General features: G+C 33.9%; 17 protein-coding genes. 3 read left to right on the top strand and 14 right to left on the bottom strand.

The window, feature by feature from the left end; genetic code table 11:
- Positions 1-18 precede the first annotated feature (18 nt).
- Positions 19-1,122 carry a DNA-processing protein DprA gene (gene dprA / locus H593_RS0100660; protein WP_028870635.1) on the bottom strand — a complete coding sequence of 368 codons (1,104 nt, stop codon included), beginning with the start codon at positions 1,120-1,122 and terminating at the stop codon, positions 19-21.
- Between the two features lie 104 nt (positions 1,123-1,226).
- Here dprA and H593_RS0100655 point away from each other — a divergent pair, with 104 nt between their 5' ends.
- The 3 genes from H593_RS0100655 to H593_RS18255 all read left to right on the top strand — a co-directional run bounded on the left by H593_RS0100655 (position 1,227) and on the right by H593_RS18255 (position 3,621).
- Positions 1,227-2,180, top strand: coding sequence for an HU domain-containing protein (locus tag H593_RS0100655; protein WP_028870634.1), 954 nt, complete (start codon positions 1,227-1,229; stop codon positions 2,178-2,180).
- Between the two features lie 273 nt (positions 2,181-2,453).
- Entirely contained in the window at positions 2,454-2,963 is a 510-nt protein-coding gene (locus H593_RS0100650; protein WP_028870633.1) for an acyl-CoA thioesterase, read from the top strand.
- A gap of 31 nt (positions 2,964-2,994) precedes the next feature.
- Complete coding sequence (locus H593_RS18255) at positions 2,995-3,621, top strand: hypothetical protein (protein ID WP_051229576.1); 627 nt, start codon at positions 2,995-2,997, stop codon at positions 3,619-3,621.
- A gap of 121 nt (positions 3,622-3,742) precedes the next feature.
- Here H593_RS18255 and H593_RS0100640 read toward each other — a convergent pair whose 3' ends face one another.
- From H593_RS0100640 to atpB, 13 genes are all read right to left on the bottom strand, one after another.
- Positions 3,743-4,960: a murein hydrolase activator EnvC family protein gene (locus H593_RS0100640; RefSeq protein WP_028870632.1), complete on the bottom strand. Its 1,218-nt coding sequence runs from the start codon at positions 4,958-4,960 to the stop codon at positions 3,743-3,745.
- Positions 4,950-5,732 carry a lipoprotein insertase outer membrane protein LolB1 gene (gene lolB1, locus H593_RS0100635; protein ID WP_028870631.1) on the bottom strand — a complete coding sequence of 261 codons (783 nt, stop codon included), beginning with the start codon at positions 5,730-5,732 and terminating at the stop codon, positions 4,950-4,952. Before lolB1 ends, H593_RS0100640 begins: the two co-directional genes overlap by 11 nt.
- Positions 5,733-5,735: 3 nt before the next feature.
- Positions 5,736-7,097 (bottom strand): tetratricopeptide repeat protein, encoded by a 1,362-nt coding sequence (locus tag H593_RS0100630; protein ID WP_028870630.1) that lies wholly within the window; start codon positions 7,095-7,097, stop codon positions 5,736-5,738.
- Positions 7,098-7,156: 59 nt separating this feature from the next.
- Positions 7,157-8,176, bottom strand: coding sequence for a sugar phosphate nucleotidyltransferase (locus H593_RS0100625; protein ID WP_028870629.1), 1,020 nt, complete (start codon positions 8,174-8,176; stop codon positions 7,157-7,159).
- A gap of 95 nt (positions 8,177-8,271) precedes the next feature.
- Positions 8,272-8,706 (bottom strand): dUTP diphosphatase, encoded by a 435-nt coding sequence (gene dut / locus H593_RS0100620; protein ID WP_028870628.1) that lies wholly within the window; start codon positions 8,704-8,706, stop codon positions 8,272-8,274.
- 38 nt (positions 8,707-8,744) lie between these two features.
- A complete protein-coding gene (locus H593_RS0100615) occupies positions 8,745-10,208 on the bottom strand; it encodes an oligosaccharide flippase family protein (protein WP_028870627.1) in 1,464 nt (487 codons plus the stop codon).
- A gap of 135 nt (positions 10,209-10,343) precedes the next feature.
- Positions 10,344-10,865 (bottom strand): hypothetical protein, encoded by a 522-nt coding sequence (locus H593_RS0100610; protein ID WP_028870626.1) that lies wholly within the window; start codon positions 10,863-10,865, stop codon positions 10,344-10,346.
- A gap of 178 nt (positions 10,866-11,043) precedes the next feature.
- Positions 11,044-11,904: an ATP synthase F1 subunit gamma gene (gene atpG, locus H593_RS0100605; RefSeq protein WP_028870625.1), complete on the bottom strand. Its 861-nt coding sequence runs from the start codon at positions 11,902-11,904 to the stop codon at positions 11,044-11,046.
- A 106-nt stretch (positions 11,905-12,010) separates the two neighbouring features.
- Complete coding sequence (atpA, locus tag H593_RS0100600) at positions 12,011-13,591, bottom strand: F0F1 ATP synthase subunit alpha (protein ID WP_028870624.1); 1,581 nt, start codon at positions 13,589-13,591, stop codon at positions 12,011-12,013.
- Between the two features lie 53 nt (positions 13,592-13,644).
- Positions 13,645-14,181, bottom strand: a complete 537-nt coding sequence (gene atpH, locus H593_RS0100595; protein WP_028870623.1) for an ATP synthase F1 subunit delta — start codon at positions 14,179-14,181, stop codon at positions 13,645-13,647.
- Positions 14,182-14,219: 38 nt separating this feature from the next.
- Complete coding sequence (locus H593_RS0100590) at positions 14,220-14,720, bottom strand: F0F1 ATP synthase subunit B (protein ID WP_028870622.1); 501 nt, start codon at positions 14,718-14,720, stop codon at positions 14,220-14,222.
- A gap of 96 nt (positions 14,721-14,816) precedes the next feature.
- Positions 14,817-15,005, bottom strand: a complete 189-nt coding sequence (gene atpE, locus H593_RS0100585) for an ATP synthase F0 subunit C (RefSeq protein ID WP_013993139.1) — start codon at positions 15,003-15,005, stop codon at positions 14,817-14,819.
- A gap of 38 nt (positions 15,006-15,043) precedes the next feature.
- Positions 15,044-16,222, bottom strand: a complete 1,179-nt coding sequence (gene atpB / locus H593_RS0100580; RefSeq protein ID WP_028870621.1) for a F0F1 ATP synthase subunit A — start codon at positions 16,220-16,222, stop codon at positions 15,044-15,046.
- Positions 16,223-16,296: the final 74 nt, after the last annotated feature.

The raw sequence follows: 16,296 nt of genomic DNA, 5'->3' as shown, positions 1-16,296 counted from the left end.
TTCCTGCGCAGGAATTGATCATACCAACTCAAACAACTTACCAGGCAAAGGTCGCGTCAAGCCTTTTAATTCCATCTGTAAAAGCAAACCTGCAACTTTAAAAATAGGAATGTTACATTGCACCGCAATCACATCTAGCAATTGCCTATCGTTACCTTTTAGGAAATTGTAAATGGTTTTTTCGTCTTCATTTAACTCGACGAATAACTGTTTCTGGATTGCAGGTTTTTCATTGTTTTCTAGTTGCCAATTGAGCATATAAGGAATATCTAAAGGGTTTGACAACAAATGCGCCTGCTGCGTTTTTATTAAATTATTACAGCCTATACTTTGACTATCTGTTGCGCGACCAGGAACAGCAAATACGTCTTTACCATAAGAATTGGCAATATCTGCAGTAACAAGACTACCTCCTTTTTCGGCAGATTCTATAACAATGGTCGCTTCACTCATGCCGGCGATAATGCGATTACGCTTTAAAAAATTATTTCTATCAAAAGGGTCTGTACTCCAAAAATCAGTGAGAAAACCACCCTTTTCTTCCACTTGAGTCATATACTTTTTATGCGTTCTTGGATAAATTTGGTTCAGTCCGTGCGCTAAACATCCTATTGTTTGGAGCTTGTGTTTAATAGCTGCCTTTTGTGCTGTTATATCTGTTCCGTACGCAAAACCAGAAACGATGATGGGATCAAAAGGCACGAGTTGCTCAATCAGTTTTTCGCAAAATGCAACTCCGTAAGTGGTAATTTTTCTAGTTCCAATAACACTGATGATACGTTTTTGTTTGAGGTTAACGTCACCAACTTGAAATAATAAAATAGGACTATCAATACAATGTGTCAATCTTTCAGGATAGTCCTCGTCTGTAAAATACAAGCTTTTAATATTATTTTCTTTGATGAACTGGAGTTCGTTTTCGGCATCTTTCAAATGTTTAGAATCAAAAATACCGTTGACTGTCGTCGCTCCTATCCCATCAATTTTTAAAAGATTGCTTTGCGTTTCTTTCAAAACACCTTCCGCAGAACCACAATGATTTATTAATTTTTTAGCGGTTACATCACCAATTTTAGGAACGTGTTGGAGTGCTAAAACATAAATTAAATCTTGATCTGTCATTCTACTATATTGATTTACAATATACAAGTTAAAAAAATTTTAACTGTTAATAAATAGTTGGGATGATGTTTTATTCGCATCCAAAAAATTTTAACTTTGTTTCTATGCAATTAGAAACTTACATCAGCGATTTATTATATAGATATGATTGTGTTATTGTGCCTCAATTTGGAGCATTTTTAACGCATCGTGTTTCTGCGAAATTGAACGAGACCTCACATTCTTTTTATCCGCCAAAAAAGACTTTATCTTTTAATGAGCAATTACAAACTAATGATGGTCTCTTAGCGAACTACATTGCTGAAATTGAAAAAATACCTTATCTCGTCGCTGTACGAAAAATTTCTAAGAAAGTAAAATCAATCAAATCTTATTTAACTGAAGGCGAAACAATTGAACTTAATAACATTGGCGATTTAATATTAAATAAAGAAGGTAACATCAACTTTGAACCTTCACATCATATCAATTACCTTACAAATGCTTTTGGTTTGTCTCAATTTACAACTGGTAAAATTACGAGAGACGTTTATAAAGAAACCGTTGAAGCTTTAGAGAGCGAGATTCCTATTGCTATTACTCCAGAGAAACGTGCTTCGACAAGCTTCGCTGCCAGACCCTATCTTAAATATGCCGCTGTTGGTTTAATCTTTTTGACTGTTGGAGGTTTGATCGCTTCTAATTACTACGGAAATCAAATTGATAATCACAATCAAATTGCACAAGAAGAAGCCAACCAGCAATTGGATGCCAGAGTACAAGAAGCGACTTTTATAATTGACAGCCCTTTGCCAGCTGCAACACTCCAAGTTGAGAAAATGACTGGTAATTATCATATTGTTGCTGGTGCATTTCGTGTAGAAGCTAACTCTAATAAGAAAGTGCAACAACTAAAAGAAAAAGGCTTTAAAGCTCGTAAAATTGGTATTAACCGCTACGGACTTCACGAAGTTGTGTATTCTAGTCATACAGATAGAGTTGAGGCTTTAAACGCTTTACGTGCCATTAAGCGCACCCATAATCGTGATGCTTGGTTATTAGTAAAGGCATTGGATTAGTCTTCTTTTGCCATTAAGAACCTTTGGACTCTACTAAGATAAGCTTCACAAAGCATCTCTTCATATCATTAATACATTTTTATACAAAAAAGTCTTTCTCGTCACGATCTCAATAGCTAACGAAATTAGACTATCGATATGACAATCCTAAAGTTTACACTTAGATGTAGTGAAACTAAAATCACATTTCCTTTAGTTAAAATTCAAATTCCTCTTACCTTTGCTGAAAATAAGATTTCCGTTTTCACGGAAACAAAAAATTAAACTTTTTTAATGGAACCAAGAACAGCATTTCAGTCTAAAACAGTTATGACCGATTTGGTATTGCCTAGTGAGACCAATCCCTTAAACAATCTTTTTGGAGGCGAATTATTAGCGCGTATGGATCGTGCTGCCAGTATTGCTGCGCGTCGTCATAGCAGACGCATTGTAGTTACTGCAGCTGTAAATCACGTTGCTTTTAATAGATCTATACCTTTGGGAAGTGTTGTTACCATTGAAGCAAAAGTATCTAGGTCCTTTTCATCGTCTATGGAAGTGTATTTGGATGTTTGGATAGAAGATAGAGAGTCTGGTGAATGCATAAAAGCTAACGAAGCTATTTATACGTTTGTTGCTGTTGATGAAACAGGTCGTCCTGTAAAAGTCCCAGAATTAGTTGCTGAAACCTCACTAGAAATTGAACGTTTTGATGCCGCCTTGCGTCGTAAACAATTGAGTCTAGTTCTTGCGGGTAAAATGAAAGCTATTGATGCTACTGAGTTGAAGGCTTTGTTTCTGTAGACAATTGAAAATCACTTAAAACAATTAAATCATGAACAAAATTCTATCTATAGTAGTTTTAATGATTTTATCTTTCTCTTGCTCTTCAACAAAATTTGAGAACAGTGACTTTAAATATTTTGATGAAAATAATATTCAAATAAGTAAATCAAAATTTAATCGTATTAGATCAACAAATAAGTTATTAGATATACCTGGAGATTCAAGTAATCATAAAAAATTGACTTTAAGGGTGAAAAAAGAACAATTACAGGATAAGTCTTTACTTGTAACTATTTTAGAAAACGAAACCAACATAAAAATAGATTCAACGAAACCCATAGTAATTATTTATTATCCTGGAAAAGATCCATGTAACTCAAGCGGAACAGTAAATCAAGAGCTAAGAAAATTTTGGTTTTGGGAATTAGAAAAAGGTTTGGAGCAAATTGCAGAAACAAAGCCCATATACATTTATAAAGATCATGAGGGGATTGAAAAATCTAGAGGCTTTTTAGATTGGAATAAAGATCCAGATAACGTTATTGAAAAGTTATTTTTTAAACACCATTATCCCTGTTCTAGTTTCGTTGTCATATCAAAAGATGGAGAGTACATTTCTAGATTTGGAGAATTTGGAAAAAGAACTTGTTTGGGAAACAACAGAAATGATGATTAACAAATGAAAGCTAAACCATTTAAAATAGTTTCAAAATGCTATTACATTTTGTAAATCCAGTAGAAAAGTTTCAAAATGCTATTACATTTTGTAAATCCAGTAGAAAAGTTTCAAAATGCTATTACATTTTGTAAATCCAACTCGCTGGATTTTCAGGTTGGGAGTCTTTAAATACGCCAAAACCTAGCATTGTTTCCCCTGCGTTATTTGTAAAAACTTCTCCAATTTCTTGCTTTGCGGACACTTTGTCCCCTTTACGCACATAGACTTTTAATAAATTTCTATAAACTGTGATGTAATTACCATGTCTAATTAACACTACTGGATTAGAGTTCTTTTGACCTGAAACAGCTAATACTTCACCTTCAAAAACAACTCTAACTTTAGCGTTTTTCTCTGTTGCGATTCTCACACCATTACTATTGATTTTAACTGAGGGATCAATTGGAGACGGTTGTGTTCCAAACCGCACTTTAACCACTCCTTTCTCTACCGGCCAGGGCAGTTTACCTTTATTAGAGACAAAGTTCTTAGCAATCAACTTAGCTTCTGGAGTCAATGCAAATCCTTTTGAAGATGTTGATTTACCAGCTTCTTTATTTGACGCTGCAATCGCTTCTCTAATTAATCTATTAATCTCTCGATCAATAGCGTCAATTTCTTGTTGCTTCTTTTTGATTTTAGAGGAATATGAGCTTAAATTTTGTCTAATTGACGCCATTAATTTATCTTGCTCTTTCAGCTCTTTTTCTAATTCTTTCTTAGCCGCTCTGTTTTCAACAATAAGTTTATCCTTATCTGCTTTTTGACGCAATAGATCTGTATTTAACTCTTGGAGTTTTGTTGTTTTTCCTTTAATTAAATCCCCTTGCTCCTTTTGGTAATCTGTATATTGTTTGATATACTGAAGACGTTTGTAAGCTTGTTTAAAATCATCTGAAGATAATAAAAACATCATGCGACTTTGCTCAGATTTGTTTTTATAAGATTTAACTATCATTTCAGAATAGTCTTTTTTGAGCGCAGTCAATTGATCTCTTAAACTAGTTATTTCATTTTGGTTGGCATTAATTTCACGCGTCAATAAGTTGGCTTGATCGTTAGTGACTTTAATTAAGTTACGTCTCACACTTACCTTGTAATTTAAGTCTTCAACTAAGGACACCACAGATTTCTCCTCTTTTTTATTTGAGAATAATAAAACGTTGAGTTGTTTCAGTTCATTTTGAAATTTAACCCGTTTAACCTCTAGTTCTTTTTGTTTATCACTCTGTGCTTCCGAAGTAAAACTATTCAGAAGTAAAAAAATAAATAGGATGTATGTCAGTTTATTTCTCATTGTCTAATATTATTTTATCAAAACCTGAAGGGATGTTAAACGGAAATCGAACCTCTTCATTGATAGAAACCGATTTATATTCCATCATTACATTAAACTCGTCGTTATCCTCTAATGCAATAATTTTTATGTTTTGTGGTACTATTTCTTTTTTAACTTCTTGATATCCTGTATAGTCTATTTGAAGAAAACGTTTTTTTAATGGTTGTAATAATTGCTGAGAATCCATTTTAAAATGTGATGGATTAAACAATAAAAACAGTTCTAATACTGCACTCTGATTTTTAGGTTGGAGAATATAAGATGCTGCATTATTAGAAATAACATAGGTGTCTTCTTTTAAATCAAAGAGAGATTCTCCAAGCAACAAGCTTTGTACTTTTTTAAAGTTTAATTCTATACCTAATAAATCACTTAACAACTTATAATCCCCATCAAAATATTGGTTATTGATCTTGTCATAAAACTGAACACGATTTGGAGTAATCATCGCTCTCGCTAAACCTAAAGTAGCGCTTAGCCAGATGATTTTGTCAGTTTCCATTCTTAGATTAAGCGTATATCCAGACTCTTTAAAACCATCAATAATATCAATCTTTACTCTAGCTTGAAGCGTTTTAAATCTAGCGTCGCGCCTACCACTTTCTCTTATTAATTGTTTAGCGGTAAGTTTGGAATCAACTTTGCCATTGGCAACAATACTTCGTGCTGACTTACAAGAAATTCCTAACGTCATTAAAAAGCAGACTATCCCAATTTGTAATATCCTCATAAATTATTGATCTTTCAATAAGGCCTCCGCCTTTTTAGCAAACGTTTGAGATCGGCTAATATTATTTAACTGTCTATGAGATTCACTTAACTGCTTGTAGAAGTCAGCTTCCATTTTTGGGTTTTCAACTAAAAAATCTAAACCTATTTCTAAACTTTCTATAGCTTTCTTTGGTTGCTTGATCTTGTTGTTTGCTACCCCATTAATTAAGTATAATATAGGCTGTGACGGGAAGATGTCTAAAGCTTCCTTACTTTTAGTTACCGCATCTGTGTCTTTGTTAAGATCTATTTGAAGTAAAAGAACATCTCTTATAATTTTAAAGGCATTAGGCTCTTGTTGTAAGGCTTCTTCATAATAGCTTAATGCTTTTACTTTGTCTTTGGATTTTAAATAATAATCGCCTAATTCTAATAGCGTTTTTACACTTTTATCTTCACTTATTAATGATGTAACCTCTATTAAATCTGATTCATATTGCGGATTTTTAGAAACAAATCTCACAAAATCATTAAGTACTTTCGTCTTTGCTTCTGGTTTTATTATAGGGCTTGTCAGTACAACCTTCATTGATTTAATTGCATTTTGAATATCGTTATCGTCCAAATAAAACTTATATAAAGCCAAATGCACTAATTGTGATTCTGGATTGAGTTCTAATAGACGCTTTGCAGCGTCAAATGCTTTTTTGGTTTCTTCCGTTTCACTGTAACGATAGATAAGACGAAGATAATTAGACTCGTCTTCTGGATTGCTTTTAACACGCTCTTCAAGGTTTTCTATACGATCTTCGTCATTTCCTGTAAGATTATAAATTTGATTACGTAGATAATCTCTATCTTCACTATAACCAGATCGCGCATCCATTTCATCTAGAAGTTTTAAGGCATCTCTATATTTTTCTAACTGAATATATAAGGATGCTAAATCTTGCTTATAATCTGGATGATACTCTACGAGTTGCTTAACCGTTTTAAGCGCTTTATTCATATCGTTTAACTGAATATAAACACCATAAAGTTCATCTAAAAACCATTCATTCTTTGGGTCTTTAGATACAGCTTCTTTAAAAGCATCCTCAGCAGCTCCAAAGTTTTTAAGCTGCATATAGTTTTTACCTAATTCATAGTATAAAACAGGGTGACTATCATCGATTTCTATACATTTTATAAGTGCATCTGCTGATTTTTGATAATTCTCAATGCCCTTTTGTTTCAAAGCTTCAAAGAAATATTCCTGAAATGTATCCTCTACATTTCCTAAATCATCATTGGGACGCTTATTGAAATCAACTTGCGCATAGGTATTTTGAGGAAGCATAACTATTCCGAAGAAAAAAAGCAGAATGTATAATTTAGTTTTCATATGTATTTCCCTTGAAAAAGGGAATCTTATTCGTGTTGTAATTGATTGGGCTTCAAATTCTATTCCAAAACAGAATAATCACCAATACTAATCGCTTTGAAATCACCATTATATGTAACGTGATTACCAATCATAGCATTGTCTAAAGTAGCATTTTTAATATTGGTATGGTTTTGTATTAAGCTATTTTTAACGCTTGAATTCTTTATTACACAATTATCGCCTATAGAAACATTAGGTCCAACTGTAGCATTGTCTAGTTCTACATGTTCACCAATATAACAAGGCTCAATGACAGTTGAGTTATTATTTATCACAGATTTAGCAATCATTTGCTCTTCACCATCTGCTTTTAAAAAGCCTAACATTCTTGTATTGGTTTCGAGAGTCACGTTTTTGTTTCCGCAATCCATCCACTCATCTACAGTTCCTGTTTTAAAGATTTTACCGTCTGCCATCATACGCTTGATACCGTCATTAATTTGGTACTCGCCTCCATTCATAACGTTCTCATCAAAAACTTCTTGCAATTTATCTTTTAACACTTCGACATCTTTGAAATAGTAAATCCCGATCACTGCCTGATCACTCACAAAGGTTTCTGGCTTTTCTACCAATTCTACAATCTCTTGTTTACTATTCAGTTTTACAACTCCGTAAGCCTTAGGATTTGCTACTTTTTTAGTCCAAATCACACTATCGGCATTGGGATCTAGATCAAATTCTGCACGAATTAATGTATCTGCATAAGCGATTACTGCAGGTCCAGAAAGCGATGGCTTTGCACACATAATCGCGTGACCAGTTCCTAACGGTTGATCTTGACGATAGATCAATGGTTTTGCACCTAGACTTGTTGCCAAAGCTTTTAAACTCTCTACAACATCGTCTCCAAACCAAGCAGGATCACCTAATACAAAAGCGATTTCATCCACAGGTTGCTTTAAAACTTTCACTATATCTTTCACCAATCGATGTACGATGGGTTGACCAGCGACTGGAATTAATGGTTTTGGAACTGTTAAGCTATGTGGTCTTAAACGAGAACCTCGCCCTGCCATTGGTACTATTATTTTCATCGAAAAATTTATTTATCGTTTCCGTGAAAACGGAAATCTTTTTAATTAAATATTGCTTTTGAGATTCTTCACTTCGTTCTGAGTGACATCTCGATTTATTTTACTCCTGTACTCCCGAACCCACCTTCACCACGATCGGTATCAGAGAGCAATTCTACTTCTGTCCACTCAGCACGTTCATGTTTTGCAATCACTAATTGTGCAATACGTTCTCCATTATTTATGACGAAGTCTTCATTAGATAAATTAACTAAAATCACACCTATTTCGCCTCGATAATCGGCGTCTACCGTTCCAGGAGCATTGAGTACTGTAATGCCTTTTTTTGCTGCTAATCCGCTTCGTGGTCTTACTTGTGCTTCGGTACCAACTGGTAATTCTATAAATAGACCTGTACCCACTATTGTGCGTTCTAAGGGTTTTAAAACTCTCGATTCAGATAAACTCGCTCTTAAATCCATTCCTGCCGAAGCTATCGTTTCGTAATTCGGTAAATCGTGATTGGATGTGTTTATGATTTTGATTTGCATGATATAGATTATTAGCTTATGTCTGATTGATTGACAGACTAACGCATTTTTAAAATTTGTTTCAATTCGTTTTTTTCTGAAAAGAAAACGATACCCAAAAATACAATTAACATTGAAATTCCAATAAGATAATCCCCTCTAAAATAGTAGAATGACAAAACAGACATACCAATAGAAAGGACTAGATACAATCCTATTTTTTTTAGATTATAAGGGATTGGGTAGTATTTCCTTCCGAAGTAATATGACAATAACATCATCACACTATAAGCAACGAGTGTTGCAATTGCAGATGCTTTATAACTGTATGTTTCAATGAAAAGAATATTAATTACTAATGTGATAATAGCACCTACAATAGAGATATAAGCACCAAATTTTGTTCTATCTGTAATCTTGTACCAAACAGAAAGATTATGATAAATCCCTAAACAGAAATTAGCTAACAAGATAATCGGAACAACCCACATGGCCTCCCAATACGCTTCGCTTCTCACAATGTAAGGTTTTAAAATATCAGCAAAAACAACCACACTTAGTAATATTATGGAACCAAATGCTACAAAAAATTCTAATATTTTAGCATAGTTTTTTTGTGGGTTATCTGTTTTAGCATGACTAAAAAAGAACGGTTCTATTCCTAATCTATAGGCTGTAGCAAATAGCGTCATAAACAATGCAATTTTATAGCATGCAGAATACATCCCTATTTCAGTTTCAGCAATATCTGGCGGAAGTAATCTATCTAATAAAATGCGATCAAAAGTCTCGTTAATTGAAAATGCAACTCCAGCAATTAATATAGGAAACGCGTAACGGAACATTGTCTTCCACAGTTTCGAATCAAACTTATATTTGATTTTAGTATAAAACGATAATACTAAAATTAGTGTTACAGCACTGGCCACTAGATTGGCAATAAAAATATAACTGATTTCAAAATTATCGACACACCAAGTATCAAATAAAGCAGTGTAATAAGACAAATCTGATAACCATAACAAGAAAAATAGGTTAAGCCCTAAGTTAATAGCAACATTTAGAATTTTAATAATGGCATAACGCATAGGCTGTGCTGTTGCTCTAAGCCATGCAAATGGAATGATAACCAAAGCATCTAAAAGTAAAATCCAGATAACAAGATTGATGTACTTTACATCAATTTGAATGAATGCTGATATTTGATCTTGAACTATTAAAGCGAGAACAAAAAAGCCAAGAGAAGACACTATTAACGAAATCGCAGAGGTTCCAATGACGCTATCCTTGTCATCTTCTTTATTGAAGAATCTAAAAAAAGCGGTTTCCATACCATACGCTAGAATAACGTTGAACAATACGAAGTAGGAGAAAATCACTGATACTTTACCGTACTCTGCAACTGATGACAAAACACCATCTGTTGTATATAGAGGCACTAATAAAAAGCTTAACATTCTAGGTAGAACCGTGGCTAAACCATATATAAATGTTTGTTTAAAAAGAGATTTTAATGCACTCAAGAGTCAAGTTTTGAAAGGCTAAAAATACGTTTTTAGCACACGTGAACCAAAGATATGTTATTGCATGTTTGGCAGCTCCTATTCGTCACAGTTGATTTAGTTTTCAATAACACCACTAATTTTAAAGTATTCTTGCTAATTAAGTTTTATATTTTTATCAGGTGAAGCCATTGGATAATTTAATGGTCTCTTTTGTTCAATGTTTGAAATTTTATAATACAATATCTTATCACCCTTGATATAACTTACCACGCATTCGTCATCCTTTAACTCAAAAGGAATAACTACTAGTTTTTTAGGTAATTTATTATCGTACTCTTCATTTCTATCACTACTGATAATGATATCTTTAGGTTGATTAAAATCATTTTCAAAACGTCCAATATATGTTGGTAATTGGCCAGGGTTAAATTCTAATTTTGCTATTTTACCTCTAAAGTAAACACTATCTAATTTAATAGACTCATTCATAACTGGTATGAATAGATTAAATCCAGAACCACCACCACTAACTCCTGCCACCCATTTTTGACAGTATACGTTTCCAAACTGAGTTGGTGCTTCATTCTGTATTTTTTGTGCCGTTGAACATTGAGAAAAACTTGCCATAAGAATTAACATTGCGATTAAAAAAGCGATATGTTTCAGCAATTTCATTTTAAGAATTTAAGCGTTACAAAGATACAGTTTCAAATTTAGTGCCATAAAAAAGCCCAACTCGTTAAAGTTAGGCTTTACTTTTATTTTGAAATTCTAAGCGCGAATTTTATATAGCTTTTGTTCTATGCTTGCAATGAAAAAAGGTATTCATTTCACCAATGCTCAGCGTGACAGTCTAATTGTTTAGCGCCTCTGCACCACCTACGATCTCAAGGATTTCGTTGGTAATAGATGCTTGACGCGCCTTGTTGTAAGTTAATTTCAACTCGTCTCTTAGATCTGTAGCATTATCTGTCGCCTTATGCATTGCTGTCATACGTGCTCCATGCTCTGAAGCAAAACTATCTCTAATAGATTTGTATAGCTGTGTTTTTAAAGACTTAGGAATCAACTGTTCTACGATTTCTACTTGTGATGGTTCAAACGTATAATCTGTATTTGCATTAGCTTCAACTTCCATTGGAACAATTGGTAAAAACTGCTCCGTCATTACTATTTGAGTTGCTGCATTTTTAAACTTGTTATAAATAACTTCGATCTTGTCAAAATCACCTTCCACAAATTTCGCCATGATCATCTCTGCAATCTCAGCAACATTGTCAAAAGTTAAATCATCAAAAACTTCACTCTTGTTAGCGATAACATTATTTGATTTTTTAAAAGCGTCATTACCTTTTTTACCAATAGCTAAATAAGACACTTCTTGATTAGCATATTTAGTATTGGTTAGGTGTCTTACCGATTTGATGATATTAGAATTAAAAGCACCTGCAAGACCTCTATTTGAGGTAATAACAACTAATAATACTTTCTTAACCTCACGTTGCTCTGCATAAGCACTTGCAGAATCTCCTTCTAAGGTAGCGCTTAAATTCTGTAAAAGCTCTGTCAACTTATCAGAATATGGTCGCATTGCAGTAATTGCATCTTGAGCTTTCTTCAATTTTGCAGCAGATACCATTTTCATGGCACTAGTAATTTGCATCGTCGACGATACTGAAGATATTCTATTACGTATTTCTTTAAGATTAGCCATATTTTCCTATCCTAAATCCTTTCCGAAGAAAAGGACCTTAATTAGTTAAATTTGATATAATTACTCCACCACAAAACGCCTTCCTTTTGGAAAGGTTATGATGGGATTATGCTTTATACTTTGCTGATAAATCTTTAGCTACAGTCATTAATGTGTCCGTAACCTCGTCAGTTAATTTCCCTGCTTTTAATGTATCTAAAACATCTCTGTGTTTAGCGTTTAAGAATTCAAGATAATCTCTTTCAAATTCTTTAATTTTATTTACAGGAACGTTCTTCAATAAGTTTTTAGATCCCGCATAAATAATGGCTACTTGATCTTCAACCTTAAACGGATCATTTTGCGCTTGTTTTAAAATTTCAACATTACGCTTTCCTTTTTCAATTACATTTAAAGTAACGGCATCTAAATCTGATCCAAACTTAGCAAAGGCCTCTAATTCACGATACTGAGCTTGATCTAATTTTAATGTTCCAGATACTTTTTTCATTGATTTAATCTGTGCATTACCACCAACACGAGATACCGAAATACCTACATTAATTGCTGGACGTACACCCGAATTAAATAAATCACCGTCTAAGAAAATTTGCCCATCTGTAATAGAAATTACATTTGTTGGGATATATGCTGAAACGTCACCTGCTTGTGTTTCAATAATTGGTAAAGCGGTTAAAGAACCACCACCTTTCACGATAGGTTTTAACGAATCTGGTAAATCGTTCATTTCTCTAGCAATAGCATCATTATTAATGATTTTTGCAGAACGCTCTAATAATCTTGAGTGTAAGTAAAATACATCACCAGGATATGCCTCACGTCCTGGAGGACGACGTAATAATAAAGATACTTCACGATACGCCACCGCTTGTTTTGATAAATCATCAAATACAATTAAAGCTGGACGACCAGTATCTCTAAAATACTCTCCAATAGAAGCTCCCGTAAAAGGTGCATAAACTTGCATAGCAGCAGGATCTGATGCATTTGCAGCTACGATTATAGTATAAGCTAAAGCTCCTTTCTCTTCTAACGTTTTAGCAATTAATGCCACTGTTGAAGCTTTTTGACCAATAGCAACGTATATGCAGAATACAGGCTCGCCTGCATCATAAAATTCTTTTTGATTTAAGATAGCATCAATACAAACTGTAGTTTTACCTGTTTGTCTGTCTCCAATCACCAACTCACGTTGACCTCTACCCACTGGAATCATAGCATCAATAGCCTTAATTCCTGTCTGTAATGGTTCTGTTACCGGCTCTCTATAAATAACTCCAGGTGCTTTACGCTCTAAAGGCATTTCATAAGTAGTTCCAGAAATTGGTCCTTTACCATCAATTGGGTTACCCAAAGTATCCACAACCCGACCAACAATTCCTTCACCTACGTTAACAGAAGCGATACGCTTGGTACGTTTTACTGTCGAACCTTCTCTAACTCCTACAGAGACTCCTAACAATACAATACCGACATTATCTTCTTCAAGGTTAAGTACGATCCCTTCTAAGCCACCATCGAATTCTACTAATTCACCATATTGTGCATTAGATAGACCGTAAGCGCGTACAATACCATCACCTACTGTTAGTACTGTTCCAACTTCATCCAATGAAGCTCCTGCTTCAAAACCTGAAAGTTGTTGTTTTAAGATTGCTGATATTTCAGCTGGTTTTACTTCTGCCATCTTTATTTAGATTTTAGACGTTCACTTTGACTTGCTCAGTGACCGAATACTATTTAATTTAATGTAAACTCTCTTTTTAATTTATTCAATTTGTTAGATACACTTGCATTATATTGAATATCTCCAATACGCAACACAAATCCTCCTAAAATACTTTCGTCAATCACACTCTTGATTTCTACTTCTTTTCCTGTAAGTTCTTTTAACTTCCCTAATACTTTAGCTCTTAAATCATCAGATAACTCAACGGCTGTAGTCACTGTAGCTACTTGTATTTGTTTTAGATGATCATAAAGCACAACGTATTGTGATGCTACATCACCAATTGCAGAGATTCTTTTATTATGAATCAATGTATCTACAAGGTTAGCAGATAGTGGATTCATATTTTTAAAAACCTCCAATACAATAGATTTTTTTACTGAAGAACGTACCACAGGATTTTGAAGTGCCAGTTTTAATGCCGCATTATCTGCAATAGTTGATGCTATTAACTTCATGTCTGAATTAATAGTGTCTTCAAGTTTCTGCTCTTGAGCTAAACTTAATACTGCTTTTGCATACCGAATTGCTGCTCTTGTTCCTGCCATATCAATGCCCACAAAAATGGGTATCTATTTAGTTAAAACTAGTTTAATTTTGTTTCAGCTAACATAGACTCAACTAATGCTAGTTGTTTGTCTTTGTTAGATAATTCTTGACGCACTACCTTCTCTGCGATTTCTATAGATAAGTTCGCTACGTGATTTTTGAGTTCTGCCATAGCAGATTTCTTTTCATTCTCAATAGCTAATTGTGCTTGTACAATAATTTTGTTTGCTTGCTCCTGTGCTTGAGTTTCTGCCTCTGTGATCATCTGCGCTTTCATTTCTCTAGCTTCTTTGAGCATTGCTTCTCTTTCTAATCTTGCTTCTTGCAATAACTTTTGGTTATCTGCTTGAAGATTTTCCATTTCACGCTTTGCTTTTTCTGCGGCATCTAATGCACCTTGAATTCCTTCTTCTCTCTCATTAAGTGAATTAAGAATTGGTTTCCAGGCAAACTTCACCATCATGAAAATTAACAATAAAAGTAGTATTGTTTGTACTACAAAAAGGCCAGGTGAAAAATCGTTTAGTAATTTATCCATTTTTAGGTATACTTAATATTCTTGTCTTTTTTTTTAATTAAAACCTATCCTGCAACCAACCGTTACAGGATAGAGTTTTGTAAGTTGATCTGGTTCTTATTTCCCTAAGAATAAAGCTCCAAATGCTAAACCTTCTAAAAGTGCTGCAATGATAATCATCGCTGTTTGGATTTTTCCTGTTGCTTCTGGTTGACGCGCAATACCTTCCATTGCTTTTCCACCAATTTGTCCAAGACCAATTCCTGCTCCGATTACGATTAATCCTGCTCCAATTAAATTGTACATAGTAAAAATATTTATAGTTAAATTAAAAAAAACTCTTGTTAAATGAAATCTCCTCTCACATCTTCTGCATCAGGAATTTCGTGACCTTTCTCATCATGAGCATGATCATGTCCGTGCTCTGCTACTGCCATACCAATAAATAATGCTGATAGCATTGTAAAGATATATGCTTGTAAGAACGCGACTAACACTTCGATTAATGTTATAAAAAAGGATAACACAAATGACAACGCCGTAGCACCCACAACTCCTAGAGACTGTTTTAGGGTGAACATAATTGCAATTAAACTCATTACCACAATATGTCCTGCCGAAATGTTTGCAAACAAACGTACTAATAATGAAAATGGCTTAATGATAAAAGCTCCCGCTAGTTCTATAATAGCTAAAACTGGGCGAATCCACCAAGGCGCATCTGGCATCCATAACATATGCATCCAATAATCTTTATTACCACTTGCTGTATAAATAACTAATGTAAAGATTGCTAAACACGCTGTAACCGCCAATTGTCCTGTTACATTAAATCCAAAAGGTGTTAAACCCAATAAATTTAAGATCCAGATAAAAAAGAACACCGTTAATAAATACCCAGTAAATTTTCTATAATGTTTATCGCCAATGTTTGGTCTTGCAATTTCATCTCTTACATATAATACAAGAGGTTCAAGAACCCGACTAAATCCTGTTGGAATTGCTTTCTTTTTATACTGTCTTGCTAAACGTGAGAACCAGAAGAACATTAATAGCCCTATCAACAAAACTCCAACAACACTCTTAGTGATTGAAAAATCTAATACTTTATGAGCATTTTTTGCATGTTGTTCTTCATCAAAACTTATTACAGACGCCGTTGCATCTAGTTCATAAATTTTCGAGTGGATTTTAGCGAACTTTAGTCCGTTTTTTTCAACGACTACATGTCCATCATCATTATGATGAAATTCAGAGGACATAAACGATGTTAACCCATTGCTTGTCCATAAAATGACAGGTAACGGAAAACCAACATGCTTACGTTCACCTTCTTCACTTGTGTAAGAAAACAAGGAGAAATCGTGAGAATCTTGGATGTGGTGTAAAATGTAATCTTCGACTTCTTTCTTAGTATCGATTTGACCTTCACCTTCAGAAGAACTATTTGCAAATGACGCTGTTGAGAAGAACAGTACACATACAATTACTAAACTTTTAAAATGCTGTTGAAATATCTTCATTGTTATAAAATCAAAAAACTACTCTTTCTAAATTCGGTGCAAAAGTACGGAAATTATTAAAATAACAATATGTT

It is taken from the genome of Psychroserpens burtonensis DSM 12212 (genome assembly GCF_000425305.1).
In the GTDB taxonomy this organism is placed as follows: Bacteria; Bacteroidota; Bacteroidia; order Flavobacteriales; family Flavobacteriaceae; genus Psychroserpens; species Psychroserpens burtonensis.
This window is presented reverse-complemented; position numbering and strand designations above follow the sequence as displayed.